We start from the raw sequence: 26,275 nt of genomic DNA on the forward strand, positions 1-26,275 counted from the left end.
TGAGCTTTCAGGACGACCTGAACGGCAACGGACAGCGCGTCGAACAACCCGGACCAGGGCATCGAGCGTGAAGTTCAACAGCATCATGGCGGCGCACACTGCCCCAACGGGCCGGGCAGGACCAGTGCCGTCTGGCACCAGCGGCGTGACAGACCCCGGCGAGCCAATTCTGACGTCACGTCAGAACGATCCGCCGACGCCGGGTGACAGCCGAAGCAGTCCCGTCGTCGGCGGGGCGCTTCCCGTCCGCCCCAAAAATGCGGCTAGCCCGACCGCCCAGTCGTTCGATGCGTGAGGAGCCATGCGGTCGCTGCCGCCAGGAGCACGGCGGTGACGAGGAGCACGACACCGACGGCGTCCGAGCCGCGGGCGAGCGAGGAGACGCCCAGCGCCACTGACCCCAGGGTCAGCAGCGCGAGGAGCGCGATGAGTCGCAGGATGAGGAACCCGGTGAAGACGTCCCGCATCTGCGCAGCGTAACCCCGCTGCGATCCACACCGGATCTCGATTCGGCCGGCGGGTCAGGGTTACTGTCGCCCGGTGGAGGTCGGGCTCATCGTCATCTGTGCGTTCGCCATCCTCAGCCTGACCTATCTGGGAGTGGGGGCGTGGTTGCGAGACCGCCAGCACCGTCGAAAGTGATGGCCTGACCGCCAGTCGAAACGTCCGCGCCGACGGAACACAGTGCCGCCGACACCGGTACCTGCGCAGGCAGGGCAGCGGTCACGCGTTCGACCTGCCCGTCGAGGCGCTCGCCGCGCCGGACGTCGCAGCGTGTCCAGGGGCTCGGTCAGGGGCCGGGCGCCTCGAAGTGCCCGTGCGGCCACGCCCTCCTCCCGTGGGCGACGCGGACCGCGCAGACCCGGGCGGTGATGAACGCGGTCGACCGGCGCTCCCGCACCAGCCCGGCGAGCAGGCATTCGACAACCTCGTCGACGGCACGGTCGGCGGCCGCGCGGCGGGCGAACGGGCCGGCCAGGATCACCCACTGATCGGTGATGACCCACCACGCCGACTCTGCGGCGCTGTACTGTCCAGGCCCCGCAGTCACAACAGCAGTCGAACACACATTCGATTCATGCGGGCAGGCTACCCCGCGACCCTCGGCCCTGTTGCACGAGAACTGGAGCAGACGGCGATGGTCGGCGCCGCGAACCGACAACCCGCCGCAAGGCGGTTCACCTCCAGCGACGCGAGCCTGACCGATCACCGGGCGCAGCCGTTGCTCCCTGCGCAGGCTCCACGCAGACGCGCCCGGGCGCCGCAGGCCGGGTCGGGCGATCGGTTCGGCGGCACCCAGCGTCAACAGCCCGGTCGGGCATGCCACGTCGCGGTGCGGTCCAGACCCGCGGTTCAGGGTTCGATCTTCTCGCAGGCCGGTGAGGCGGTGCGGCCTTCGAAGGTGGTGGTGGCGCAGAGCAGGCTCTGGGGTGCGAGGTCGAGGTTGACGGGGAATTCGACGTAGGCGTGCCCGACCTTCGAGCAGCGGGACTGCCCGTGGCGGTGGAATGGTTGGTGGTCGGCCAGGGTGCCGGTCAGGTCGGCGCCGACCTCGCACAACTGGACCGGCCCGCCCGGGGAGGTCGAGTTCATCGCCACCTCCACCGAATCCACGTGCAGCCCACTGCCCTGCACGGTGATGCACGTCGAGTTGACCGCGCCCGGGCCGTTACGACCCGTGCAGCCCTTCGCCGACGCCACCGCCGCCCCGGCCGGCAACATGGCCAGCAGCGACCCCGCACACACGACCGCCACCGACAACCACCGCGCGACCCGCATCCCGATCCCCATGGATCGTTCCTACCAGAGGATCCCGGGTTGGCGATTGTTTCCGACGGTGCCCGGCCTTACGTGCCCTGACTCCCGAGGGGGCCGCCGCCGTCGTCCTGGCCGTCCGGGTCCTGATCCGGGCACGGGTGCTGCTGTTCCGAGGCGACCGAGTCGACGACCGAGCAAACACCGAGCGGGACGCCGGGCGGCTTCACCGGGGGCGCGCCGTCGGCAACCCGGCCCCCACCGAGCGGCGCGACGAGCAGGCTCGTCAACACGACCGCCGCTGCGAGCGCACGACTTTCTGCCACAATTGCCTCCCGGTTGGACCAGACCCGATCAAGGTCTCCGGCCGGGCGCCCTTTGTCCAACAGGCGCGCGGCCCGAACTGGGGGATCCGTGCCAGCGGCGCCCAGCCGTCGCTGTGCCAGGCCACGGTGGACGCCGCACCGACGGGACAACCCGACCTCAGACTGTTCTGACGGATGCTCAGATCGATGGGCAAGCCGATAGCCGTCCAGGCCCGCGCATCGGTCGTGGGCGCCGGTGGTGGGTCGGGTCAGAGGCGGACGACGGTGACGTTGCTGGTTCCGGCGACAGCGCGCATGTCGCCGGGGTCGCTGCTGAGGATCGTGATCTCCGCCGATCCCTCCCGGCCACGGGTGGCGGCGCCGATGTGAGCGCGGGCCACCGATACGCCGTGGGTCTTGGCGAGCCCGGCGGCGAGGTCGGCGGCTTTCGTGTCCAGCGCCACGTCGCGGATCCGGAGCAGGTTGATGAAAGCGGCCTCCGGTGCGGTTCGGTCCCAGCCCGCCTCGACCCGGACACTTGTCGGAACCTCCACCTCGATCGCCGTGGCTTTCTTCTTCCGGCCGGCGGTGACCTGGACGAACGCGAGGGCCCGACGATGCTTGGCATGGTCGGGGTCCATCAGGGCCTGCACCGCCTCGTTGTCCAGCAGGACGGTGCGGCTCACGCCGCGCTCGAGGCCCGGGCCTCCGCCCACAGCAGCACGTCGTCGGCATCCGCGCCCGGGTGGCGCTCGAGGATGGCGATGGCCGCGGCCCGGATCAGTTCGGGTGTCGCAGCCAACGGGTTCCCGTCCAGCTCGGCCGCCGCGACGGCCAACTCGGCCAGGTCCGGCCGGGCGAGCGGATACTGCGCGTAGTGCATCTCCAGCGCAGCCTCGACCACGATCGCCTCAAGTCGGCCGCGCAACGCATCAGTGGTCAGTGCCGTCGTCGAAGCCGCCACAGCCAGCTCCGAGACAGCCAGCGCCGCCGCGTCCCGCAACGCGGCAGGAATCCGCATCGAGGTCCCGACCGTCTCCTCATCAGTCCGGTCCAGCAACCCGTTGATCCTCGTCAGCGCATCCACACAAGCAATGTACCACATCACTGTGATACAGGCTGGAGCCGGTTGCCCGGGCCCCGAGCAGCAGCCAGGCTCGCACCGCGACCGGCTCACCTGCACCGCGGTCCCGGGCATCTGACGGGGTTTCAGATCAGGAATTGGAACAGTGGGCCGGCGGGGTCGACCTGCTCGACGTTGATCGGCGTGGTGCGCATGCGGGCGAGTAGTGCGGGGGCGTCTTCGGGGCGGGCCAGTTCGATGCCGACCAGGGCCGGTCCGGTCTCGCGGTTGTTTCGCTTTATGTATTCGAACAAGACGATGTCGTCGTCGGGGCCGAGGACCTCGTCGAGGAATCTGCGCAGGGCACCGGGTTCCTGGTGGAACTCGACCAGGAAGTAGAGCTTGCGGCCCTCGTGCAGCATTGCGCGTTCGATGATCTCCGCGTACCGGCTGATGTCGTTGTTGCCCCCGGAGAGCACGCAGACCACGGTCGTGCCCGGTGTGATGCCGGAGACCAGGCGGCCGGTCAGGGCGGCGCAGGCCAGCGCGCCGGCGGGTTCGGCGATGATGCCGTCGACCTGGTAGAGCTCGAGCATCTCCGAGCACACTGCGCCGGTGGGGACGTCGATGAGTTCGGCGCCGGAATTCTGGATGATGGCGAACGGGACCGTGCCGGCCCGGGTCACGGCGGCGCCGTCGACGAAGGTGTCCAGGTGAGGCAGGTCGACCGGCTCGCCGGCCTCGAGTGCGGCCGCGACGCACGCCGCGCCCATCGGTTCGACGCCGACGATCCGAGCGCGGTTGCCCAGCCAGGCGATCGACCCGGCCAGCAACCCACCGCCACCGACCGGGACGACGAGAACGTCGGGTTCGCGACCGAGTTGGGCCACGATCTCGCGCGCGACGGTTCCCTGCCCGGCGACGGTGCGCACGTCGTCGAAGGCGGGCACCATGGTGGCCCCCGTGCGTTCGGCGTCCTCCCGGGCCGCGAGGGCTGCCTCGTCGTAGGTGGCGCCGGTGAGGATCAGCTCGATGCGCGCCCCGCCCAGCTCCGCGATGCGCCGGCATTTCTGCCTAGGCGTGCTGTGCGGCAGGTAGACCCGGCCCCGTACGTCGAGGGCTTCGCACGTGAACGCCACACCCTGCGCGTGGTTACCGGCGCTGGCGGTCACGACCCCGGCCGCGCGCGCCGCATCGTCCAACGAGCTGATCAGGTTGTAGGCGCCACGGACCTTGTAGGACCGCACCGCCTGCAGATCCTCGCGCTTGAGCCAGATCTCCGCGCCGGTGAAGGTGGACAACCGCTCACTGCGATGCAACGGCGTGGAGGCGACGCGATCCGCGATGCGCGCCGCCGCAGCGTCGACCAGGTCGGCGGTGACTGTCATCATCCACTTTTCGTCGAGGGCCCGACAGGCGAGCGTATCCCGGCCCGCTCCGGCGCGGACCGCGCCCGCCGTCCCGCGTCGCCACCAGTCTCAACTCGAGGGCCGAGTACCGGGGCGTTGGCGTCCATGCGGGTCTCCTGGATCCGCGCCACACCCTCGCGCTGACGATGCGTCAGTTCCCTCGGTGTCAGCGGTCGTCGCGGGCATACGGTAGCGGTGCGGTGCGGTGCGGTGCGGTGTAGGGCAGGGCTGCGGCGAAGCAGATGCGGCGCGCGACCTGCGGCGGAAGGTCGAGGCCGGGAAGCATTCGGCTGATCGATTCGGCCTGCTCCGGGGCGGGCGTCCGGTAGACGGTCGGAGCCTGGTTGCTCACCCAGTCGTGCAGGCCTTTACGGCCGTCCGCGGCCAGACGGTCGTCGGGGTCGCCGGCGGCGCGCAGGTGCACGACCAGTGCCGTCCACCCGCCCGCCGCGCTCGTGAGGCGCCCGGCGGCGGTGCGGTTGGAGGCGTGTTCGCCCGTCCACGCCGCCTACAGCGTGTACGGGGTGACGCCGGCGCGGGTCAGTCCCGCGGCGGCCGAGGCGCTGACCCGGGCGACCGGGTCGAGCAGCAGCGGCGCGAGCAGACGCCCGACTGCCTCGGCCGGGGCGAGCTTGCACACGGCGCGCACGGCGCCGACACGCACCCGCGGTCCCGGAGCGGACAAACGGGCCTCGACCAGGGGCAGGTCGTCGCGGCTGCCGGTCTCGGCGAGGCCGTCGAGCGCCGCAGCCTGCTGCCCGCGGCCCGGGGTCTCTACGCGGAGCACTTCCCGGTAGGCCTCGGCGGCGTCGATGCCGCGGCGTCCGGCGCGGTACTGCGCCGTCCTGCGACTGGCCCGGAACGGTCGACCAGCGCGGCGCGCAGGTCCTGCTCGGACAGCAGCGGGTCGGGTAGTCGCTCGACGGCGAGCAGCCGCGCCCCGGAACGCCGACTGCGCAGCAGGGCCACCAGTTGCGCGGTCGGTTCGTCCTGCCGCAGCCAACGGCCGGCCATGGTCACCAGGCGCGGGTCGCCGTCCCGCTCCAGCAGGCCGATCAGGTCCGCGGTCTCCAGCAGGCCGTTGTCCCGCGCGTGGGCGAACGCCCAGCGCCGCAGCAGCGGGTCGGAGGAGTCGGCGAGTTCGGCGAATACCTCCTCCGGCCCGGCGGCCGCGCAGATCGCCGCGCACACCGCCGTCAGCGCGGCCGGCCCCGGCAATCGGATCCGGGCGGTCAGCACGACCGCTAAGGCGCGCGTCAGGGCGGCCAGGTCACGGATGCCCTCGAGAGTCTGGCCGGCTTGCGCCCGGACCTGCGGCACGCGGTCCAGGCAGCGCAGCGCGGCCGCCGGTTCAGACGCCTCGGAAGATCGAACGCTCGTTCCTCGCGTTCATCGTCGCTCGGCTTACTTCCACGTGTAGAGCACGAATTGGTCGGGGTCCGGTTCGAAGCCGCTCGGTGACCCGTCGGGGTTGGCGGTCGTGTTCTCGTTCACGTACTTGTACATGAACTCCCGGCCCTGCCCGTAATCGTGGTTCCAGTTGTCCCCGTACCGCTCGGTGGGCCGGTAGGAGAAGCGCTGGTCCATCGCAGCCTCGGAGCGGTAGGTGTCACCGTTTCCGAGCTGCGCCATAAGCCGGTCGCGGGTCAGGTTGGGGCCGACCGCGCGGGCGGCCTGAGCCAGGATCTGGGCACCCACGTATGTCGACTGGACCACGTGGTGGTTCACGCCACGGTTGCTGGGCGCGTACTTCAAGATCGTCGCCATGAACTCCGGACCCCACATCTTGTAGGTGGTGTTGGTCCAGTACCTGCCGGCCGGCCAGTGCCCGAAGATCGAGCCGAGAACTTCGGCGGCCAGGTGGTTGCCGCTGATGCCCTTCGGTGGCCAGTACCCCTGCTGGGCGGCCTCGACCACGAACTTGGCCATGGTGGCCGGGTTCACGACGTAATGAATTATGTGCTCCGGGTTCGCCGCCCGGGCCGCCAGCACGTAGGCGCTCATCGAGGTTTCGGCGATCGAAACGTCCAGGCGCTTGACCATCTTCGCCCCGGAGGAGTCGACGATCTTCTGCACCTGGTTGCAGGCCAGCTGCATCTCCGGGGACTCCAGGCAGATCAGTCCGTAGGTCTTCGGTCGGATCACGTTTACGACCCAGTGGCCGCCGGCCATGGCCTCGTGGATCATCGACATGTGGGTCGGGAACATGAACGGGTCCTGCCACTCGGTCTGCGAGTAGGCCCATTGGCCGACCGACGGCAAGTGGTACTGCTTCAGATCGTCGTGCGCCGAGGCGGCGCCCCAGGATGTGATGTTCAGCAGTGCGAACACCCGGTCCACGGTGGCCAGTTTCTTGATGCAGGCCTTGGTTCGCGATACCTCACCGGGACCGTCATCGCAATCGGTCAGTGTCAGCCGCCGGCCGAGGATCCCGCCGCGGTCGTTCTCGGCGGAGAACTCGGACTCGATACCCCGCACGATCGGCTCGATCAGTACGTTTCCCAATGCCATCCCGTGCATGGACACCGTGCCCATGTGTATTCCGTCCTTGGCCACCCCGATGTCGGTGGCGCCGCCCTTGGCTGTCGCGATGCGTTGGTTCTCGGCGACCGCCGATCCGGAGTCCAGCGCTCGCAGGGCGGTACCGTTCTCGCCCGCGGTCGCGGCGACTGCGGCCGCGTCGGCCTTCGCCGGTTTGGCGGCCTTTCCAGGAAGCGCAGCTGCCCTGATCGCCGCCGGCGCTTTCAGCGCGGTGGATTGGGTGGTCGCGGCGGCGGTTGTCGAGGACGACGGCAGGGAGTTGGTCGCCCTAGTCGATGTGTGTGCGGAGGTCACGGCAGCCTCGGTCGAACTGCCGGAACTCGTGGCGGTGACCGGTGCGGCAGGGGCGGCCGGGGCAGCTGCAGCGGGAGCCGCCGCGGGGCTCGTGTTCGACTGGGCCTGTGTGACGTTGGCGTCGCCACTGCTTCCGCAGGCGGTGAGCACCAGCGCCGCGCTCACTCCTAGGGGCACAGCGGAGATCCACCGACGCTTGTGTATCGAACCCATGGGCACTCCAATTCGGCGCGGCGGCCCCGGCATGGACTGCGACACCGGGGCGAGTCTTCGGGGCTGTAGGTCAATCCTCTTTCGAGGAGAATTCCGCCACATCCGAAGAACCGCTTATCTTTCTCAGCCTTACATGTTGGTTCCTGCTTCCCTCCCGCCGAACCAGCACTGCCGGGCACTCAGCGGCCGTGCTCTCACCGGACTACGGCGTGGTCGCGGGCCTCGGCGGAAAGGAACCAACGAACGACTGCCTCGGAGCGGTTTCGCACCCCGAGTTTGCGCATCACATGGGTGACGTGTTGTTTGACGGTGTGATCGGTGATCGACAATCGGCGGGCGATGGCGGCGTTCGTGCGTCCCTCGGCGAGGAGCTTGAGGACGTCCAGTTCGCGAGACGTCAGTGAGTCGGGCAGGCTCGGCGTTTCGGTGACGCGTCTGCCGGTGCGGACAAGCAGTCCTTCGGGCTGCTCATCGGGTCGGCGATCGACCCGCACTGGCGGCATCCGGTGGACCGCGTCGGATGCGTTGCACAGCGAGATCGAGGCGCGCCGGGTCGCTTCCTGGGCGAGGACAAGCCGATCGTTCAGCGCTGCTCGGCTCAATCCCAGTCGGAATGCCTCGCCGAAGACTGCAAGCAGATCGCGGTCCAATTCGTCGACGTCCTTGCGTTGACCGTAACGATCTCCGTGCAGCATGCCCACGACCTCGCCGCCGGACAGGATCGGGGCGGCGACGTAACTTCGGACGCCAGTGGCCTCGACCAACGTCGGATGTCCCCAACGGGACTCGGCCGGGTCGCGCACCGAGGTGACCAGGATCGGCCTGCGCTCGAGGACCAGTTCCGTCTCGTAGAGGCCCGGTAGCAGCCGCTGCGGGATAGCGGCATCCGCCCGGTTGAAGTCTTCGGCCGATCCGGGATCACCGATGGCGTAGATGAGTTCCGGGTACCAGACGTCGCCCTCGACGCGACTGATCATGGCCCGGTCGAAGCCGAGTTCGCAGATCAGTTCAGGCGCCACCGCGACCAGTTCGGAGACCGAACAGGCCGCCTCCTCCAGCCTGGTCAGCACCCGCATCAGGATCTGATTCATCACGTAAGACCGGGTCATCTGCAGGTGGCTCAGGCGTTGGCAGGTGCGATGCAGAGCACGAGCGGCCAGCAGGAGTCTGTGCGCGGGACCCGGAACGAGCGCACCGATTACCCGGTCCAACTCCCGCCCTGCCGTCTGAGCAGCGGCGACCGAGGTCGCGTAGTCGACCGGGGGGCCGAAACGCAGCTCGGGCAACAAGTTCGACAGTTCCTCGAGCACCGAGGTGATCTCGGCGTCAAGGCCTGGGTCCAGCAGCGGCCCGGCGCCGACCCAGTCGCGCGCGGCTGTCTCGCTCATCGTCGTCCGGGAGGGTCTGTGGTGCTGTTGGCGGCCGTTCCACCCAGGCTGTAGTCGCGCAGCAGTTCGGCGTAGGCAACGCTGAATTCGGCGTAGTCGGCGCGCAATTCCGGGCCCGGCCAGTCGGCCGGCAGCAGCTCGGGCGGCAGTACCGGGTCCGCGCGCAGCAGGTGCAGGATCTCGGCGGTCAGCAGGAATCCCTCCACCAGTCCGGTGCAGGTGGCCAGCTCCACGTGCAGACCTCGCGCTGTGCCGGCCCAGGTTTCCAGGTCCCACAGAGATGCGGCCAACTCCCGTGGGTCTTCCTCGGGGCGGCCGCTGAAGAAGGTGCACTGGGCCAGCACCTCCTGCGGCCGGGCGGCGACGAGGTTCGCCGGGCGGGTCCACACTCCCTCGCGCAGTTCGGCCATGCGTAGCTGCGTCATGATCCTGCGCAGCGCGTCGCGTTCGGCTCTGGGACGGGTTGGTGCGGTCACCATGGCCAGTTCCCAGCTCCCGCGCCAGAACTTGGTGCGCGGTGAACAGCTCTCGTCCTGGGCTGCCTGGCGCTCGATCAGTCGCTCGGTCAGCCGGTACACCCCGTCGGCGAACACCAGGTCCCCGTCGGTCACCATCCGGCCCACCGCCACGCGCACGGTGCCGTCGGCGATGCCGAACAGCCCCCCGATCCGGACCAGTGCACTGATCGGCAACTCCGGAGGGTGGTAGCCGAGCAGCGCGCTGATCACCACCGAACGAGCGGTCAGCGTGGTGGTCGCGGCCAAAGGCTGAGTCATGGTCACACAGTATTACACCACGCGACGAAATTGTGTTATGTTGCCGGCGCGTTCGTTCCTGCTGTGCGTATCCGCCCGGAGAGGCCGGTTGCCGGTATGGCCACCCCTGTCGTCCCCGACGCCATCGACGTTGCACTCGGTGCTTCGTCCTTGTCGACGGCCTTTCTCGGCCGGGCGGCCGCGGCGCCGAACCAGATTGCCCTGCGCGAGTTCGGCTCGGACCGCTCGTTGAGGTTGGGGCAGTGGGCGAGCCGGTCCCGGGCGATCGCGGGCGGCTTGGTGCGGCTCGGCGTCGGACCCGGAGACCGCGTGGCGCTGTTGCTTTCGACCTGCATGGAGTTCCACCTGGTCGACATGGGCGCGCTGCTGCTCGGGGCTGTCCCGTTCTCGATGTACGTGACCTCTCCGGTCGTGCAGTTGGCCGAGATCGCCGCCAACGCAGCGCCGCGGGTGATCGTGACCGAGGCCGCGTTGGCGGACAAGGCTCGCGAACTGGCGGCCGGGTGCCCGGCGATCGAGCACGTCGTGGTGCTGGGGGACAGAGCCGGAGGCCCGAGTGAGTACAGCCTCGCCGAGTTGGAACTCCTGTGCCCGGAGAGCTTCGACGCGGCGGCCCACGGCGCCTTGGCCACGCGGGAGGACATCTGCACGCTGGTCTACACATCGGGCACGACCGGGCCACCCAAGGGCGTGCAGTTCCGGCACGGCGCCATATTGCACTGCCTGGCCTCGATCCGGCAGCGATTCCCGACCTCGGCCGGGGACCGGGCCCTGTGCTACCTGCCGATGGCACACGTCGCGGAGCGGATCTACGGGCACTACGCGGCCTTCGTCTACGGCTACGAGGTCACCTCACTGGCCGACCTGGGTCGGATGTCTGAAGCGCTGTGCGCTGTGCGCCCGACCCGCTACTTCGGCACCCCGCGGTTCTACGAGAAGGTGCTGTCGGGCCTGCACCGCTTCCTCGGGGAGTCCCCGGACGGCAAGCGATTGCAGGAGGCGTGGGACGCCCGATGCGCTCGGGTACGGGCCGAGCAGACCGGACGACCGCTTCCTCCCGGCGACGACGCGGCCGACCGGGAGACCGTTCGGGTCCTGGCCGAGATCACGGGTCTGGATCAGACGCGCTTCGCCGTGGTGGCCGGCGCGCCGAGCACGTTGGAGGTGCTCGAGCAGATCGCGGCGCTCGGCATTCCGATCAACGAGTTCTACGGTTCCTCGGAGGTCATCATCGTCACCGCTGGTCCGCCCGAGCGGGTCAAGCTCGGTACGGCCGGGACGGCGCTGGCCGGGGCGCAGCTGCGGCTGGCCGAGGACGGGGAGATTCTGGTGTCCGGGCCGACCGTGACGCCGGGCTACTTCCGCGACCCGGACCGGACCGCAGAGGTTCTGGACGCCGAAGGGTGGTTCCACACCGGGGACATCGGCGAACTGGATCCCGACGGATACTTGCGCATCGTCGACCGCAAGAAGGCGCTGATCATCAACAGCGCAGGCAAGAACATGTCGCCGGCCAACATCGAGCAGGCGATCAAGACCGGGGAACCACTGCTGGCCCAGGTGTATGCCTTCGGCGACCGACGGTCCTACAACGTCGCCCTGATCGTGCTCGATCGTGACGGGCTCGTCGCCCTGGCAGCCACCCTCGGCATCGATGACCCGGGATTCGCTGAACTGAGTCGGCGTCAGGAGATCCTGCACGCGGTGGATGCGGCCGTCGCTCGTGGCAACGCTCGGCTGTCGCGGGTCGAGCAGATAAAGCGCTTCGTGGTCCTCGACCACGACTGGCCGCTGGGCGGCGAGGAACTGACGCCCACCGCCAAGCTCAAACGCCGCGAGATCGCCGCCAAGTACGCCGTCGAGATCGACGGCCTCTACGCCTGAACCACCGTCACCTGATCGGGAGCCCGACATGACGACCACGACACAGCGGACCGACGTCGAGACCTTCGCGTTCTGGGGCCTGCCCCGCAGCGAGCGGATGGCGGGATTCCGCTGGCTTCGGGAGAACGACCCGGTGTCCTGGCACCCGCCCGCCGAGTCGGCCTTGCTGCCCCCGGACGAGAACACCCGAGGCTTCTGGGCGCTGACCAAGCACAGCCATATCCTGGAGGCCGCACGCAGCCCGGTGTTCTGCTCGGGGCAGGGCATCTTCATGGAGGACATGCCTGAGGTGGTGCTCTACGGGGCGATGTCGTTCCTGGCCATGGACGACCCCGAGCACGACGAGCTCCGCGCGCTGGTGGTGAAGGCGTTCAGCCCCGCCCGGATGCGAACCATGGAGGACTGGATCCGCGGCCACGCGCACGACGTGGTTGCCGCGATGGCCCCGCGAGGTGCGGGCGACATCGTCAAGGAGCTGGCCAAACTGCTGCCCGGACTGATCTACGCGCACTACATCGGCGTGGAGGACCCCGAGCTTCGGGACAAGGTCGTTCGGGCCGCGGATCAGTTGGGATCGTGGAACGACCCGGAGTACACAGCCACCATGGAGCCTCTCGACGTCTTCGGCAACGCGGCGGACATCCTCACCGACGTCGCGCTCGAGCTGGCCGAGAAGCGGCGCAAGGAACCCGGGGAGGACATGGTGAGCTGGCTGGTGCAGGCCGAGATCGACGGCCGGCAGTTGGAGGACTACGAGATCTCCTCGTTCTTCGTCATGCTCTCCGGAGCCGCCAATGACACCACGGGGCACGCGATCGCCCACTCGCTGCTGGAACTGCAACGCAACCCGGAGCAGAAGGCCTGGCTGTTGGAGGACTTCGAGGGACGCATCGACACCGCCGTCGACGAACTGCTGCGCTGGCGCTCACCGTTGGTGCACTTCCGGCGGACCGCGACCGAGGACTACGAGCTGGGCGGAAGGACGATCAAGGCCGGGGACAAGGTCGTGCTCTGGTACGACTCGGGCAACCACGACGCCGACGTGTTCAGCGACCCGGACCGGCTGGACCTGTCCCGCAAACCCAACCGTCACCTGTCCTTCGGCGGCGGCGGTGTGCACTACTGCCTCGGCCAGGCGCTCGGGAAGGCCCTGCTGCGGGCGGCGCTGCGAGAGGTCTACACCCAGCTGCCCGACATCCTCATCGGCGAGCCCGAGGAGGGCCTGTCCAACCTGTTCAACCACATGAACAAACTGCCCGCCACCTGGACGCCGCCGAAGGTCTGAGGGTCGGCGACCGAGGTGAGCCACCTCGGTCATGAGCCACCGAACATCCGGCCCTGGGTCAGCGCTGTCGCGCGCAACGTTCCGTCCTGCCCGCGCACCGTGCCCCCGCAGGTGACGAATCCGTCGTCACCGGTTCTCGCCTTCGCGTCCAACCGGAGCCAACCGGTGCTCGGTCGCGGGCTTTCCCACGCCACGCTGATGTCCAGGCTGAACCCCAGGGTGTCGCGCAACCCGGTCTCACGCAGGGCGGCGTCCATGAGGTGGGCGTCGGCCACCATCAGGTCCAGGACCTGGCCGGCGAACATGTCTGGACCGATCTCCTTGCCGGGGCGCGCCCACAGCGCCACGCGTCGTCCGCCCCCGCGTTGGTCGGGGTCAGCCGGATAGTCGACGGCGCGCTCGTCGAGGAAGCCCATGCAGGGCCACATCTGGGGGAGCCAGTCCAACGACGGGCAGTTCTCCGGGCTGGGCTCGATGCCGCGCGGTGCGGCCGCGGGCGAGGCCGGCGGACGGTCGCCGAACCAGACGTCGCAGGCGAGAATCGGACGCCCGGCCTGCTCGGCGTTCACCCGGCCGGCCCACAAGCTGCGGCCGGTGCGCAGTTCGGTGACGTGCAGCGAGATCGGACCGGGCCGCGCAGCCTCCAGGAACATGACGTGCGTGCTGACCGCATACGGATGCGACGAGACGGTTCGCGCGGCGCTCAAGGCAAGCGCTGCGGTGTAGCCGCCGAACACGCGGTCGGCGAAGGTCCAGTCCGGGCCGATCACCCGGCTGAACCCGGCCTCGGTGGCATCCAGGGCCAAGTCGTCCAGGCTCAGCGTGGACATGGCGCTGACGGTACGTCAGGTCCAGGGGCGGGCGGCCACCAAGGGGTGGTCACCACCCAGCGGGCCGTACCGCTTGGCGCTGCCGGGGGAGCCCAAAGGGAGCAGGAACTCGGCGTTGATCAGGGTGTATCCGGCCTGGGCCGCGGGGACCTCGTCGGAATGAAAGATCGCCTCGACCGGGCACGCGTACTCGCAAGCCCCGCAGGTCACGCATTCGTCCGGGTGGATGTAGAACATCCGCTCGCCCTGGTATATGCAGTCGACCGGACAAGCCGGCAGGCACGAGCCGTCGACGCAGTCGATGCACGCCTCGGTGATCACATAAGTCATCGGCGATCAGCGCATGAACTCGGGCAGCAGGGTCAGGAAGTCCCGGCCGGTGACCGCGTTGGCGCACAGGATCGCGCCATGCGCTGCGGCGCTGGTGCCGACGTCGGTCTGGGTCACGGTGTCGCCGGTGAAGAACAGGTTCGGGATCGTCGGGTGGAACACCGGGGGGCGCCGGTCGCCGATGAAACCCGGGGTAGGCGCGACGCCGTACTCGCGGTCAGTGAGTACCCACATGTACCACTCGACGACATCGTCGAACTGCGGGTACTGCGTTCGCAGGAACTCCATCTGAGAGTCGATCAGGGCGTCGACCAGGTCGCGGTCGTGGGCCTCGTCAGGTCCGCGGCGCCAAAGCGCCAACCAGGTCTGCAGCAAAACCTTCTCGCTGCCGTCGAGCACCCGATCGGGATCGATCAACGAGGTCTGCTCGTAGGACATCAACGGGGTGCCGCCCCGGACCTGCGGCCGATCCAGCTGGGCCAGGAACAAGCCCTTGGGCCAGCGCTTCTCCAGTGGCTCGGAAAGGCAGATGTGCGCCAGGATCCCGCCGATCGGCTGCAGATGCTCCAGACGTTGGTTCATCTCGTCCGGGAAGTGCTGGGCCGGGATGATCTGATGCACGGTGTCCATCGGCAGGTTGGAGATCACCGTCTTGGTGCGGATGGTCTCCAAGGTCCGATCGTGTCGGCCGTACTCGACCTCGACGCCGACCGCGCGGTGGTTCTCGATCAACACCTGGCGTACCCGGGCGTCGGTGCGGATCTCCCCGCCGTTCTCGGTGATCACCTCGGCGAACGCGATCGCGACGTTCTTGAAACCCCCGGCGACGTCGCCCATCCCCCCGCCTCCGGTCAGGTGCGAACCGGTGGCGCTGGTCATGTTGTTGCACCGGATCCACTCACCGGCCGAGGCGTCGCGTTCCCCGTTCACACACATCTGGAACCTGGCAAGGGTGACGTAGTAGTCCTGGACCAGTTTGTCCGAGGTCATCGACTCCATGTAGGTACGGATGTCGACGTGGTCGTAGATCGCGGATTCCTTGGCAGAGAGGCGGAACCGCGCGGCGGCCACCCGGTTCTTCTCCCGACGGGACTCCTCCGGCCAGCTCCTGACGATCTCCGAAAGCTCGACGAACTCACCTTCGTGCCGGACCAGCAGACCCACCTGATTGACCGTCGGGATCGACTTACCGAACGCCTTCGCCAGCACCGAGTACCGGTTCCGACTGCCCGCGGACACCCCGTGCCAGGCTGAGTCGAGGATGAAGTTCTCGAAAAGCTTGTGCTCGGTGATGATCTCGCCGACCGAGGGCCGGCTGCGCACGATGTGCACACCCGCGGCGCCCTGCATCAGCCGCCGGTACTCCTTCTCGGTGTAGCTGCCATGAAGACCACCGAAGGAGATGATCCGCCCCCCGATCTCGGACTCCTTCTCCAGCACCAGCACCTTGCGGTTGTCCAACGCCGCCAGGAGCGCTCCGGTGATAAGCCCACCCATTCCGGCGCCGATGATCACGACATCGTGCTGGTCCATGTTGAGCTCCGGATCGCCGTGCAGCGGCCGTGCGCCACCGTCCTGGGACGGATAATACACTGTTTGGTCACGAGACCACAAAGTGTAATATCGACTGGGCTGGTGCTCGCCGAGCCGCAATCTCCGGCAACACCGTCAATGCCGCCCGGCCACACGGCGCAGGTGTCCGGCGTAGTGAGTGGGCGTCAGCGTGCGCAGACCCTCCACGATCCGGTTACCGGAATGCCGGGTGGGCGCACCCATGTCGGTGAGCAGTTCGTCGAAGTGCCGGTAGTTGAACGGGGCCACGCAGGAGTTCTTGTAGGAGGCCAGGTCCATCGGGCGGTTCTGCCGGTACCACTGGAGTCGGTCCTCCACCTGACGTTGCATCAGGTCCCGGCTCGGTACGGAGAACCCCCCGGACCAGAGCTCGGCCAGCCAGTGGGCGGAAAGTTCCGCGGACAGCTGGCAGAACAGGCTGGAGTTGTAGCCGACGAAGCCCAACGTGGGTTGCGTCGGGGGCAGGATGTTGCGGTAGAGCCGGAAGTACCCGTCCGCGCCGATGATCTCGACCTGGGTCGACTCCTCCAGGAACGGCAGTGTGGGCAGGTATCCGGTGCCGTAGACCACGAGGTCGGCGGGGACGCGGCTACCGTCGGCGAGCACCACCGCACCGGGGGAGTAGCCCGCCACGGTGCCGTGAAGGGCGCGGATCCGACCCTCGCGGACGGCGCCGTAGTAGCCCTTCGGGCACACCGACAGGTTGCACCCGATCTGGGTCTCGAAGGGGTGCTCCGGCACCAGTCCCGCGCTGCCCAACCGGAACTGCGCCTTCATCGCCAACTCGACAAGCCGCCAGAAGCCCCACACCACCGGTTTGCCGACCGAGTGCAGCAGGCGCTCGCCCGGCCGGGCATCCCACGGCTTGGACATCGACTCCACGAACCGGGAGTAGAACAACCACTTCACGTTGACGAAGCCGAGGAAGTACCGGGGGACCTTCCACATCGCGCGCCGGTAGACCAACGTCGTGGAACGGGCGCGCTCGGCGGCGTACGACGCCACGTCGGTCGCCGACTTCTGAAAGCCCACCACCACGACCCGCTTGTCGACCAACAACGCCGGGTCGGTGGCCTGCGAGGTGTGCAGGATCTGCCCACCCGCGACGCGGAACTCGTCCATGCCGGGCACCTGCGGCAAATTGGGCCGGTTGAAGATGCCGGTGCACACCGCGACGTGGCTGAACCGCTCGCGCTCTGTTCCGTCGTCGCCCTCGTGGCTCACCGTCCACTGGTCGGTCCCCTCCCTGCGGACCGAGACGACCGAGCGGCCGAAGCGAACCAGGTCGGTGACGCCGTTGTGCTTGGAGTAGTCCTCCAGGTATGCGTGCACGTGCGCGCCCTGCGGCCATTCGGGCAGGTCGGCCGACATCGGGTGCTCGGTGAACGAGTACTGGTCCCGGTTGGTCTGCGTCGAGATGTTGGGATAGGACCGGTCCGGGTCCCACACCCCGCCCAGGTTGCGGCCACGTTCGAGGACGACCACCTCGAATCCGCGGCCACGCAGCGCGCGGGCGGCGGAGATGCCGCTGATGCCGGCGCCGATGACGCAGGCCCGACGGGTGCTCACGGGTGGCGTTCTACCACGAACCCGCGGGCGAGCGGACCTATCCCGCTGGTCGTGTCTCGTGTCATGCCCAGCGCATGGTGTCCTCGGGGGCCAAGCGGGGCAGCCGCTCGAACCATGGGTCGGGGCCGGGGTGTCCGATGTTGACGACGAGGATGGAACCCCAGCGGCCGTCGGGGAAGAATTCGGCATCCATCCCGGCGGCGTCGAAGCCGGCCATCGGGCCGGCGGCCAGGCCGTGAGCCCGAACCGCGAGGATGAAGTAGCCGGCCTGCAGGATGGCGTTGAACCTCCCGGTGCCGGTCCGCATGTCCTCGTCGGCGTCGAAGACGTCCTTCATCTCGGGCCGGAACGGCAACAGGGTGGGGATGTGGTCATGGAAGCGGGTGTCCATCGCGAGGACGGCCACAGCGGGCGCCGAGGCGGTCTTGGCCTTGTTGCCGTCATTCATGTGCCGCACCAACCGGTCCCGTCCAGCTTGGGTGCGCACATAAAGAATCCGCAGTGGCTGGGTGTTGGCCGCGGTGGGTGCCCATTTGGCCAGCTCCCAGATCTCGGACAGCTCGGCGTCGCTGACCGGCGTCGGCGCGAACGTGTTCGCGGTGCGGGCCTCGGTGAAAAGCGCCGCGCGCCCGGCGTCGTCGAGCTTGCCCAGCGCCCTTGCGGTGTCGGTTTGGATGGTCATGTCTGCGCCCCCGTAGGACCGAACTGTTGATACGTCAACTATAACTGAGGTGGTTGATCCGTCAACCAAATGATGTGCGCGTGGCTCGGCTCAGGCTTCGAGGAAGGGCAGCAGCGCCGCATTGACCTCGGCGGCGTGCGTCCAGAGCAGGCCGTGCGGAGCGCCCTTGACGACCAGGAGTTCGCTGCCCTGGACGGCCTCGTGGGTCTTCCGGGCCGTAGCGGCGATCGGCAGGATCCGGTCCTGGTCACCGTGCAGGAGCAGGGTCGGCACGTTCACTCGAGGAAGGTCCTTGCGGAAGTCGGTCAGCCACGCGGGCACGCACGCGAGGGTGCCGGCGGGTGAGGCGCCGGATGCGATGTTCCAGCTGTCTCGTACGACCTCGGTGCTGATCCTTTTCCCGAGCAGCGTGTCGAGGTTGTAGAAGTCGGCCAGGAACTGCGTCAGGTAGGCGAGTCGGTCGCTCCGGATCGCGTCCTGGATTCCGTCGAAGACGCTCCGGTCGACCCCGTCCGGGTTGTCGGGGGTCTTGAGCAGGAACGGCGGAACGCCCGAGATGATGACGGCCTTGCGCACACGCTCGGATCCGAACGTCGCCAGGTATCGAACGACCTCGCCGCCGCCCATCGACATGCCGACGAGAACGACGTCGAACAGGCCGACGTGCGCCAAGAGCTGGTGCAGGTCGTTGGCGAGCGTGTCGTAGTCGTAGCCGTGGATCGGCCGGCTCGACTCCCCGAAACCTCGGCGGTCGTAGGTGATCACGCGGTGCCCCGCCGCGAGCAAGGCCGTGACCTGCCTCTCCCACGAGCGCCCACTGAGCGGGAATCCGTGGATGAGAACGACCGGGCTGCCCTGGCCGTGATCCTCGTAGTAGATCTCGACGGGTTCGTAGTCCTCTTCGCCGACGCAGAGGTAGGGCATCGCTCGCTCTCCTTGCCTCCCGCGCAAGCGGCGGGTCCACCGGTTGTGACGTTCACCCGAAACGATCGCCCACCCACAGACCGCAGGCATCGCGGGCAGCGGGGAATCCGCTCGGCCGGCTAGCCGGTAGCGGGGGTTCCGGCACGCAAGCAGTGCGAAGGGACGCTGGTCGCAATGACAGGCGCCGGCCGCGCCGTAAGGCTTTGAGCCGTCTCGATCGCACTCGTGGAGGTGAAGCGTGACGGCCCTGGCCCAGCTCGACACCGCCGTGCGGCAGGTGGTCGGCGGTAGCAGCCCCGGCACCGGCCAGGTCAAGGCGCAGTCCCGTGCGGCATACGGACAGGGACCGCGATGAGGATCGGCCAGACGGTCAATTTCGCCTGGGGCGGGATCGTCGCCAACAAGATGCGCGCCGCGTTGACGATGCTCGGCATCGTCATCGGTGTTGCCTCGGTGATCACGCTGATCGCGGTCGGTACCGGGTCCAACCAGGCCGTGGCGGCCTCGATCAGTCGGCTGGGTTCGAACACCCTCTACGTGTTGCCGATGCCCACCGGCACCGGCGGCCACGGCAGCGCGTTGCAGCAGCGGTTGCGCAGGATGCTCGGCATCAACTCCAAGCCGGACAACTCCACCCACGACAGCCTGCCCCAGCTGCGGTTCAGTGACGCCCAGGCCCTGGCCGACAGGGCCGCGGTCCCGGACGTGTCCCAGGTCGCCCCGGTGGTCGTGCTGCACAACGTCGCCACCACCGACGCCAACTCCTCCCACACGACAGCGGTCGTGCTCGGCACCACGGCCAACTACTTCGGCATTGACAACGACACCGTCAGCGCCGGGCAGATGTTCACCGCCGCCCAGAACGCCGCGCACGCCCGGGTGGCGGTGGTCGGCACCAGCGTGGCCGCCGACCTGGTGACCGGCGCGGACTCCGAGCTGATCGGCAGGCAGATCCTGATCAACGGTCAGGGCTTCACGGTGATCGGCATCCTCGGTTCCAAGGGGTACTCCGGCAACACCGATCTCGACGACAAGATCGTCACCCCCGTCACCTCCGCCGAGGACGCCCTGTACGGCTACGCGCCGGCCGGGGAGGGCCAGCTCAGCGCGATCGCCGTCTCCTCGACCTCGCCGGCCACCCTGCAGGCGGCGCAGGACGAGGTCCAGATCCTGATGGACCAACGCGACCACGTCTCGGCCGTGAACAGCCAGGTCGTGGTGTTCAACTCCGCGGCGATCCTGGGGGCCTCGTCCTCGGCCGGCCGCACCTTGACCATCCTGCTGGCGGCAGTGGCTGGGATCTCCCTGCTGGTCGGAGGAATCGGGGTCATGAACATCATGCTGGTCTCGGTCACCGAACGCACCCGCGAGATCGGTATCCGCAAGGCGATCGGCGCCCAGGCCCGCACCATCGTCGCCCAGTTCCTGACCGAGGCGGTGATCGTCTCCATGCTGGGCGGGATGCTCGGAGTGCTGATCGGCTTGGTCGCCTCCCGGTTCACCATCGCCGGGATCCAGCCGGTGGTCGCCCCCTGGTCGATCTGGTTGGCCCTGGGCGTCTCGCTGTTCACGGGCCTGTTCTTCGGCTTCTACCCCGCCCACCGCGCCGCCGCGCTACGACCCATAGAAGCCCTGCGCTACCAATGAATCCCGAGTGCCAGCCGCCCGAACTGCCGGCGGCGCTGTTCGTCCCCAAGGCCCGGGTTTCCCGATCTCATATGCCATCCGGTACCGGGAAATCGGCTCCAGCGCACAGACCATACCCCGACCACGAGAGGTGGCCAGCGTGAACACGAACAGCCCTGTCCGGATCCAGACATTCATGCGGCGTGGTGTCATCGCCACGCTCGCCGCGGCAGGCACCTTTGGCGCCGCCGCACTGGCCTGGTCGGCTCCGGCGGTCACCACCGGCCACCCCCAGTCGCCTACTACGGCTGAGGTGACTCCCGCGCCCTCGCCGGGCCAGAACTACGACTACTGCAAGCAGGACCCCTACTGGTACCTGTGCCAGCACTACCACGAAAAGCCGGCCGTCGCTTCGCCGGACTGAACTCGGCGGGTACGGCCACCCGTCGGTCCGCGTGGTCACGATGCCCTTGCCTTGCATGCGCCGCAATTCTGAGTGTGCCTCAGAACCACGCGAACCCCGAAGGGGCAGGCAGCTTGGCCACCGCGGACAGGCACCGCTCATCCGCCGGGCCGGACGAGTGCACCCGGATGCCGTGCCGGCCGGGCCGATCCGGCCGGCAACCACGGACGCGTCATCGGCATACAGATCCCTGGTCCCGAGCGGCTGCTCGGCGTGGCGAGCGCGGGCCCGGACGGAAATCGCGGCACCGCACCCTTCGCGTTGTCCTGTGGCAATCGTCTGTGGTCCGCAGGCGGGCGGGAACACAGGTGTCCGCCGGACGCAATGCCGATGCGGGTGGCGGCCCTTCGGTCGGAGCTCCAACGCCCATCCGGGCCCGTCATCGAGCCGCTATTCCGGCCAGTCGGAGCTTCGGATCACCTCGACGAAGTCCCCGCGACGGAAACCGGGCAGGAAGTGCTCGAGCACATCGGCCTTCACATTGCCGAAGGTCGTATCGGGGCGACCGGCGATGCCTTCGGTGAACGCCTCGAGGATCTGCCGCTTGAAATCCGGTCGCGGGTGCGCCGCGACGACCGCCGCACGCTGCTCATCGGTGATCGCGTGGTAGCCGATACCGAGCACGTCCAGTTCGACCCCGCGGGTGACGAGCGCGATCTCCGGCGCCATGTGCAGCGGGATCTCCGGGGTGGTGTGCAGCGCGATCCCGGTCCACACCCGCGTCGCGGCCTCCTCGGAGATGCCGTGGCCGAGCAGGAATCTGCTCGCCTCATCGGCACCGTCGATCTCGAACCGCTGGTCGGTGCGCCGGTACTTCGCGGTCAGCCCGAGGTCGTGGAACATCGCGCCGACGTAGAGCAGTTCGGGGTCGTAGTGCAGCCCCTGCTCGCGGCCGCGCAGTGCGCCGAACAGATACACCCGCCGGGAGTGGTGGAAGATCAACGGGCTCGCCACGTCGCGGACGAGTTCGGTGGCCTCGGCGACGAGCGTCGTGTCGGGGATCTCGATGTCGGCGATGCGAATGGACACGGGTCCTCCTGGTCGAGGTGGTTGTTGGGCCGGCCAGGCCGATCCCGGCTTCCGGCGAGCCCGTGGTACCGGCCACCGCGTGGGCTGCGGAGGACCTGCCGGTCGCGCTGGGAGGCACGGCTCAAGCATCACCGCCACCCGCCGCTACGCCTTCACGGCTGACGTCAAACCCACCCTCCCGCTGGCCCCAGTCCTGCGGTGCCGGTCAGCAGGAAGAGAACGGGCCGACTCGCCGCGATCCGGGGCTCGTGGCGACCCCGAGTGGGATCGGCAGGTCGCTCTCCAGCGGAAAGGTGGCCAGGACGGCAGTGCCACCGCCGGGCGGACTGTGGACCTCGATCGACCCGCCCAGGGCCTGCACCCGGTCGTGGAGTCCGATCAGACCTGAACCGTGCGAGGAATCTGCGCCGCCGACCCCGTCATCGCGGATGCAGAGCCGCAGTTGCCCGTCGTGTTCCTCGACCGCGACCTGGGCGTGTGAGGCGTTCGCGTGCTTCATGGTGTTGGTCAGTGCCTCGGATACGACGTAATAGGCGGCCACCGCGATGGGATCCGCAGCGCGGCGGGTGCGCAGGTCGACTTTCACCGGGATCGCCGCGCGGCGGGCCAGGGCGTGCAGGGCCGGCCCGAGCCCGTGCTCGGACAGCATGGCCGGGTGGATGCCGCGGGCCAGCTCGCGCAGCTCGTCGTTCGCCGCCGTGAGCTCCTCGGCGAGTCGGCCGATGCTGGTCCGGAGCTCGGGCAGCTGCGTTGGCACGGTGGACTCGGCCAGGCGCAGCTCGAGGCCGAGCGCGACCAGTCGCTGCTGGGTGCCGTCGTGCAGGTCGCGTCCGATGCGGCGGCGGGCCTCGTCGGCGGCTGTGACCATGCGAGCTCGGGAGGCTCTGAGCTGGGCGCGGCCGTCGGCGTTCGCGATCGCGGTGCCGATGAGTTCGGTGAAGTCGGCTATGCGCTCCTCGGTGTCGCCCGGGAAACGCCCGTCCTGCCTCCCGGCGCCCATCGCGCCCCACACCCGCCCCTCGACGACGATCGGTGCCACGACCGACGACCGGATTCCCATCCGGCGGACGGCTTCACCGAACGCGTCGGAGGGTTCGCCGTGCCCGTCCCAGCGCGCCGGCCGGCCGGTGCGCAGGACCGCCGCCAGGGCCTGGGGCGGCTCAGGCTTCCAGCGGCTCCCCACCGGGTACCCACTGGAGCGGGCGTCGGTGTGGGCGACGACGGCCACCGCGCCGTCGGGATCAAGGCGGAAGATGCACGCGGCGTCGGCCCGGAGAAGTTCGCCGACCTCCCGCGCGACAGCGGGGAACACCTCGGCGGGGGGCGCCCCCTGGGCGACCAGCGTGGCCACCCGTCGCAGTGCTGTCTGTTCCTCGGCCAACCGGCGCAGTTCGTCGCGGCTCTCCTCGAGCTGGGTGCGGCTCTCTGCGTTCGCGATCGCCGTGCCGACGAGCTCGGTGAAACCGATCATCCGTTCTTCGGTCTCGGCCTCGAAAATCCCGTCGCGACTCCCAACGGCGATTGCCCCCCAAAAACGCCCCTCGACCGTGATCGGCGCGGCGACGCCCGCCCGGATCCCCAACTGACGAAGGCGCTCGCCGTACGGGCCGGGGGCTTGGCTGTAGTCATCGAGGCGAGCCGGGCGGCCGGTGCGCAACGCGACCGCCAAGGGCAACGGCGGATCCAGCGTCCAGCGGCTCCCTATCGGGATCGCGTCGGGGCCGTCGCCCACGCGGGCGAGGACGGTGAGTGCGCCATCAGGATCGAGCCGGACAATGTTGGTGGCATCGGCGCCCACGAGGGTCCCGACCTCCCGCGCAACGATCGGGAAGATCTCTGCCGGACTGACCCCACGGCTAATCGCTATGGCAACTCGACGCAGCGCAGCCTGCTCGTCGGCGAGTCGGCGGGACTCCTCACGGTCAAGCGCGCTCGCGGCCGCGCGGACCTCGGCCTCCCGGCTGCGGGCAGCCAGGCTGACAACCGAACCAGCCACGCCCGCGACTAGGACGAACGCCACCAGATCTATGATGTTGATGGAGTTCTCGACGTCGAAGTCGTAGAACGGCGGGACGAAGTAGCGATCCAGCAACACCGCAGCCGCAACCGCCGCGGCCAGCGCCGGAATCACGCCGCCGACCAACGCCACCACCACGACGGCGAGCAGGTAGAGCAGCATCTGGCTGGGCAGCTCCAGGACTCCGCGAAGACGGACCACAACCGCGGTCAGCAGCGAAAGAAGGACCACCCCGGTCAGTGCGCCGGCGAGGCTGCGGTGCACCGACAGGCCCGCTCGCCAGGTCCGCGGCCGTCCACGGGCCGGGTCGCTCCGGTCAGGGGTGCCACCCATCTCGGGCCGCCTTCCTTCGGGCACGTGGTGGGAGCCCGCTGGATCAGTGGGCCGGTGATTCGACCTGGCTCAACCGAGCCTTGCGCCCACCGCCGTGACCGTGAAGCCACGCTCGAAGGCCGCGGCGACCGGGCGAACCGGGGATCGTCGTCGCGTGCGCGGCGACCGGCGCCTCTGGGCGGAGCTGCAGCGCACGGTGCAACGCTACTGGCAAATGGACATTTGCCAATTAAATGTTTGTAACTTCGTGTTCCGGCTGCATGAATCGCCAACGGCGCGTGCCCAGTGGCCGCGAATCCGCGACTACCCGGTCTGTGACCTGACGCCCATGCCGCGGACGATGAGATCGGCGATCGCATCGGCGTAGTCGTCGATCTGTTCGGGCTCGAGCGCGGCGGCGCCGAACAGCTCGGCGGTCATGCTGTGCAGTGCGTACTTCGCGCCGCCACCTGAGGTGACCAGGTAGTAGAACGCTTCCGGTGGGATCGGTAGGGCCAGGCCGGACCCCACCAGTTCGAAGTACATCGGTGCCAGTGTGGCGATGACCGGGCGCACGTAGGTGTCCAGCAGGTAGCTCAACCGCGGCGACGGCTCGCTGCCTTCCTGGTGGATCACCCGGGCCAGGTCCGGGTGCCGGGCGGAGAAGGCGACGAACTCGCGCACGAACGCGCGTAGCTGGGTGCCCGGGTCCTCGTGTGCCTCGATGCGTTCGGCGAGCCGGCTGGCCAGGAGCCCGAAGCCCCAGTCCACAGCGGCGTACCAGATCGCATCCTTGGAGCCGTATCGCTGGTGCAACAGGTTGTGGCTGACGCCGAGTTCGCGGTTGAGCGTGCGCACCGACACGCCCTGATAGCCGTGGGTGGCGAAGGCGTGCAGCGCGGCGGCCAGCTGCTCGTCGGGCGCGGGAGCCGGCGTCGCCCCGTCGTCCTTACGGGGGCGACCACGGGGACGGGTGCTGCGTCGCCCTTCGGAGGGTGGCGGGGAACTGGCGGGCACGTAAGCACGATACCGAGTCCGCCCCGCTTTAATTGGCAGATGCCCATATGGCAGCAGTGAGGGCGTCGCTCAGCCCGCACCGGGGTCGTCACGGAAGATCCGCAACGGCCCGGGGCTCTGCACGACGGGCATCAATTCGATCAGGTTGATGTTCACGTGCGGCGGCTGATCGCTCGCCCAGACGACCGCCTCGGCGACGTCGACTGCGGTCAGCGGTGTCGTTCCCGCGTACACCGCGGCTGCCCGTTCGACGCTTCCACCGAAGCGCACCGCGGAGAACTCGGTGCCCCCGACCATGCCCGGTTCGATGCAGGTAACCCGCACCCCGGTGCCGTGCAGATCGGTGCGCAGGTTGCGGCTGAACTGGTGGACGAACGCCTTCGTCGCCCCGTAGACGTTGCCACCCGGGTACGGGTGCGTGGCGGCGATCGACCCGATGTTGATCACATGCCCGCGCCCGCGCGCCACCATCGACGGGAGCACCGCGCGGGTCAGGTACATCAGGCCCTTGCAGTTGGTGTCGACCATGCGGTCCCAGTCGTCCAGGTCGGCGTCCTGCGCCGGCTCCAGACCGGCCGCCAGTCCGGCGTTGTTGACCAGCACGTCGATCTCGGCGAACGCCGCCGGCAACCCGACGACGACCCGCTGCACCGCGTCGCGGTCGGACACGTCCAGCACCAGCGGCAGCGCATTCGACCCCAGCCGCTCCGCCAACGCCGTCAACCTGTCGGCCCGCCGGGCCGCGATCACCACTCGGTCCCCGACCGCGGCGAACCGCTCCGCCACGGTCACTCCGAACCCCGCACTGGCCCCGCTGATGAACACCGTTCGCATCGCTCCACCCCCTGTGCTTCGACCCCGCCTTGTCCCAACGTTGATCGGCTACCGGCTCAACCAGCTGATGAGCTGTTGTCCCACGAGCATTCCGAGCAGTCCGACCAGGGCAACCGGCGGAGGCGCGGGCGAGCGGACCCTGAGCATTCCGTAGCCG

General features: G+C 68.9%; 27 protein-coding genes. 4 read left to right on the forward strand and 23 right to left on the reverse strand.

Annotated elements, in window-relative coordinates; genetic code table 11:
* Positions 1-263 precede the first annotated feature (263 nt).
* From VHU88_05115 to VHU88_05175, 13 genes are all read right to left on the reverse strand, one after another.
* Positions 264-467, reverse strand: coding sequence for a hypothetical protein (locus tag VHU88_05115; GenBank protein ID HEX3611046.1), 204 nt, complete (start codon positions 465-467; stop codon positions 264-266).
* Positions 468-790: 323 nt separating this feature from the next.
* Positions 791-985: a hypothetical protein gene (locus tag VHU88_05120; protein ID HEX3611047.1), complete on the reverse strand. Its 195-nt coding sequence runs from the start codon at positions 983-985 to the stop codon at positions 791-793.
* Positions 986-1,353: 368 nt separating this feature from the next.
* Positions 1,354-1,791 (reverse strand): hypothetical protein, encoded by a 438-nt coding sequence (locus tag VHU88_05125; protein ID HEX3611048.1) that lies wholly within the window; start codon positions 1,789-1,791, stop codon positions 1,354-1,356.
* A 56-nt stretch (positions 1,792-1,847) separates the two neighbouring features.
* Entirely contained in the window at positions 1,848-2,081 is a 234-nt protein-coding gene (locus VHU88_05130) for a hypothetical protein (GenBank protein ID HEX3611049.1), read from the reverse strand.
* Positions 2,082-2,329: 248 nt separating this feature from the next.
* On the reverse strand, positions 2,330-2,746 hold the full coding sequence (locus VHU88_05135; protein ID HEX3611050.1) for a hypothetical protein: 417 nt from the start codon (positions 2,744-2,746) through the stop codon (positions 2,330-2,332).
* On the reverse strand, positions 2,743-3,147 hold the full coding sequence (locus tag VHU88_05140; GenBank protein ID HEX3611051.1) for a hypothetical protein: 405 nt from the start codon (positions 3,145-3,147) through the stop codon (positions 2,743-2,745). The genes VHU88_05135 and VHU88_05140 overlap by 4 nt, the downstream gene beginning before the upstream one ends.
* Before the next feature lie 122 nt (positions 3,148-3,269).
* Entirely contained in the window at positions 3,270-4,511 is a 1,242-nt protein-coding gene (gene ilvA, locus VHU88_05145; GenBank protein HEX3611052.1) for a threonine ammonia-lyase IlvA, read from the reverse strand.
* Positions 4,512-4,698: 187 nt separating this feature from the next.
* Positions 4,699-4,956: a hypothetical protein gene (locus VHU88_05150; GenBank protein ID HEX3611053.1), complete on the reverse strand. Its 258-nt coding sequence runs from the start codon at positions 4,954-4,956 to the stop codon at positions 4,699-4,701.
* A gap of 84 nt (positions 4,957-5,040) precedes the next feature.
* A complete protein-coding gene (locus VHU88_05155; GenBank protein HEX3611054.1) occupies positions 5,041-5,319 on the reverse strand; it encodes a hypothetical protein in 279 nt (92 codons plus the stop codon).
* Positions 5,307-5,852: a hypothetical protein gene (locus tag VHU88_05160; GenBank protein ID HEX3611055.1), complete on the reverse strand. Its 546-nt coding sequence runs from the start codon at positions 5,850-5,852 to the stop codon at positions 5,307-5,309. Before VHU88_05160 ends, VHU88_05155 begins: the two co-directional genes overlap by 13 nt.
* Positions 5,853-5,936: 84 nt before the next feature.
* On the reverse strand, positions 5,937-7,544 hold the full coding sequence (locus VHU88_05165; protein ID HEX3611056.1) for an ABC transporter substrate-binding protein: 1,608 nt from the start codon (positions 7,542-7,544) through the stop codon (positions 5,937-5,939).
* A gap of 230 nt (positions 7,545-7,774) precedes the next feature.
* On the reverse strand, positions 7,775-8,968 hold the full coding sequence (locus VHU88_05170) for a LuxR C-terminal-related transcriptional regulator (GenBank protein ID HEX3611057.1): 1,194 nt from the start codon (positions 8,966-8,968) through the stop codon (positions 7,775-7,777).
* On the reverse strand, positions 8,965-9,744 hold the full coding sequence (locus tag VHU88_05175; GenBank protein HEX3611058.1) for a PaaX family transcriptional regulator C-terminal domain-containing protein: 780 nt from the start codon (positions 9,742-9,744) through the stop codon (positions 8,965-8,967). The genes VHU88_05170 and VHU88_05175 overlap by 4 nt, the downstream gene beginning before the upstream one ends.
* 96 nt (positions 9,745-9,840) lie before the next feature.
* On the opposite strand from VHU88_05175, the gene VHU88_05180 reads away from it, so the two are divergent.
* Entirely contained in the window at positions 9,841-11,628 is a 1,788-nt protein-coding gene (locus VHU88_05180; GenBank protein ID HEX3611059.1) for an AMP-binding protein, read from the forward strand.
* A 28-nt stretch (positions 11,629-11,656) separates the two neighbouring features.
* Positions 11,657-12,913 carry a cytochrome P450 gene (locus tag VHU88_05185; protein HEX3611060.1) on the forward strand — a complete coding sequence of 419 codons (1,257 nt, stop codon included), beginning with the start codon at positions 11,657-11,659 and terminating at the stop codon, positions 12,911-12,913.
* 29 nt (positions 12,914-12,942) lie between these two features.
* On the opposite strand, the gene VHU88_05190 is transcribed toward VHU88_05185, so the two are convergent.
* From VHU88_05190 to VHU88_05215, 6 genes are all read right to left on the reverse strand, one after another.
* Complete coding sequence (locus tag VHU88_05190) at positions 12,943-13,743, reverse strand: thioesterase family protein (GenBank protein ID HEX3611061.1); 801 nt, start codon at positions 13,741-13,743, stop codon at positions 12,943-12,945.
* Between the two features lie 15 nt (positions 13,744-13,758).
* Positions 13,759-14,073, reverse strand: coding sequence for a ferredoxin (gene fdxA, locus VHU88_05195; GenBank protein ID HEX3611062.1), 315 nt, complete (start codon positions 14,071-14,073; stop codon positions 13,759-13,761).
* 6 nt (positions 14,074-14,079) lie between these two features.
* The gene (locus VHU88_05200; protein HEX3611063.1) at positions 14,080-15,606 is read right to left on the reverse strand and encodes an FAD-dependent oxidoreductase; all 1,527 of its coding nucleotides are present in this window, start codon (positions 15,604-15,606) and stop codon (positions 14,080-14,082) included.
* A gap of 135 nt (positions 15,607-15,741) precedes the next feature.
* Complete coding sequence (locus VHU88_05205) at positions 15,742-17,214, reverse strand: NAD(P)/FAD-dependent oxidoreductase (protein HEX3611064.1); 1,473 nt, start codon at positions 17,212-17,214, stop codon at positions 15,742-15,744.
* Between the two features lie 61 nt (positions 17,215-17,275).
* Entirely contained in the window at positions 17,276-17,896 is a 621-nt protein-coding gene (locus VHU88_05210; GenBank protein ID HEX3611065.1) for a malonic semialdehyde reductase, read from the reverse strand.
* Between the two features lie 90 nt (positions 17,897-17,986).
* Entirely contained in the window at positions 17,987-18,820 is an 834-nt protein-coding gene (locus VHU88_05215; protein ID HEX3611066.1) for an alpha/beta hydrolase, read from the reverse strand.
* Between the two features lie 351 nt (positions 18,821-19,171).
* Between VHU88_05215 and VHU88_05220 the strand changes: the two genes are divergently transcribed.
* Both VHU88_05220 and VHU88_05225 read left to right on the forward strand, forming a co-directional pair.
* Positions 19,172-20,467, forward strand: coding sequence for an ABC transporter permease (locus VHU88_05220; protein HEX3611067.1), 1,296 nt, complete (start codon positions 19,172-19,174; stop codon positions 20,465-20,467).
* Between the two features lie 139 nt (positions 20,468-20,606).
* A complete protein-coding gene (locus VHU88_05225) occupies positions 20,607-20,870 on the forward strand; it encodes a hypothetical protein (GenBank protein ID HEX3611068.1) in 264 nt (87 codons plus the stop codon).
* A 429-nt stretch (positions 20,871-21,299) separates the two neighbouring features.
* Here VHU88_05225 and VHU88_05230 read toward each other — a convergent pair whose 3' ends face one another.
* The 4 genes from VHU88_05230 to VHU88_05245 form a co-directional block, all read right to left on the reverse strand.
* Positions 21,300-21,938 (reverse strand): HD domain-containing protein, encoded by a 639-nt coding sequence (locus VHU88_05230; protein ID HEX3611069.1) that lies wholly within the window; start codon positions 21,936-21,938, stop codon positions 21,300-21,302.
* 205 nt (positions 21,939-22,143) lie between these two features.
* A complete protein-coding gene (locus VHU88_05235; protein HEX3611070.1) occupies positions 22,144-24,288 on the reverse strand; it encodes a GAF domain-containing protein in 2,145 nt (714 codons plus the stop codon).
* A gap of 303 nt (positions 24,289-24,591) precedes the next feature.
* Positions 24,592-25,284 carry a TetR/AcrR family transcriptional regulator gene (locus tag VHU88_05240; protein HEX3611071.1) on the reverse strand — a complete coding sequence of 231 codons (693 nt, stop codon included), beginning with the start codon at positions 25,282-25,284 and terminating at the stop codon, positions 24,592-24,594.
* Between the two features lie 69 nt (positions 25,285-25,353).
* A complete protein-coding gene (locus tag VHU88_05245; GenBank protein HEX3611072.1) occupies positions 25,354-26,118 on the reverse strand; it encodes an SDR family NAD(P)-dependent oxidoreductase in 765 nt (254 codons plus the stop codon).
* Positions 26,119-26,275: the final 157 nt, after the last annotated feature.

Source organism: Sporichthyaceae bacterium (assembly GCA_036269075.1).
Classification (GTDB): Bacteria; Actinomycetota; Actinomycetes; order Sporichthyales; family Sporichthyaceae; genus DASQPJ01.

Coding starts and splice junctions, on each gene's coding strand:
- VHU88_05235 (HEX3611070.1), bottom strand. CDS start 24,288: ATGGGTGGCACCCCTGACCGGAGCGACCCGGCCCGTGGACGGCCGCGG.
- VHU88_05220 (HEX3611067.1), top strand. CDS start 19,172: ATGAGGATCGGCCAGACGGTCAATTTCGCCTGGGGCGGGATCGTCGCC.
- VHU88_05125 (HEX3611048.1), bottom strand. CDS start 1,791: ATGGGGATCGGGATGCGGGTCGCGCGGTGGTTGTCGGTGGCGGTCGTG.
- fdxA (HEX3611062.1), bottom strand. CDS start 14,073: ATGACTTATGTGATCACCGAGGCGTGCATCGACTGCGTCGACGGCTCG.
- VHU88_05115 (HEX3611046.1), bottom strand. CDS start 467: ATGCGGGACGTCTTCACCGGGTTCCTCATCCTGCGACTCATCGCGCTC.
- VHU88_05170 (HEX3611057.1), bottom strand. CDS start 8,968: ATGAGCGAGACAGCCGCGCGCGACTGGGTCGGCGCCGGGCCGCTGCTG.
- VHU88_05185 (HEX3611060.1), top strand. CDS start 11,657: ATGACGACCACGACACAGCGGACCGACGTCGAGACCTTCGCGTTCTGG.
- VHU88_05190 (HEX3611061.1), bottom strand. CDS start 13,743: ATGTCCACGCTGAGCCTGGACGACTTGGCCCTGGATGCCACCGAGGCC.
- VHU88_05200 (HEX3611063.1), bottom strand. CDS start 15,606: ATGGACCAGCACGATGTCGTGATCATCGGCGCCGGAATGGGTGGGCTT.
- VHU88_05210 (HEX3611065.1), bottom strand. CDS start 17,896: ATGACCATCCAAACCGACACCGCAAGGGCGCTGGGCAAGCTCGACGAC.
- VHU88_05180 (HEX3611059.1), top strand. CDS start 9,841: ATGGCCACCCCTGTCGTCCCCGACGCCATCGACGTTGCACTCGGTGCT.
- VHU88_05175 (HEX3611058.1), bottom strand. CDS start 9,744: ATGACTCAGCCTTTGGCCGCGACCACCACGCTGACCGCTCGTTCGGTG.
- VHU88_05215 (HEX3611066.1), bottom strand. CDS start 18,820: ATGCCCTACCTCTGCGTCGGCGAAGAGGACTACGAACCCGTCGAGATC.
- ilvA (HEX3611052.1), bottom strand. CDS start 4,511: ATGACAGTCACCGCCGACCTGGTCGACGCTGCGGCGGCGCGCATCGCG.
- VHU88_05245 (HEX3611072.1), bottom strand. CDS start 26,118: ATGCGAACGGTGTTCATCAGCGGGGCCAGTGCGGGGTTCGGAGTGACC.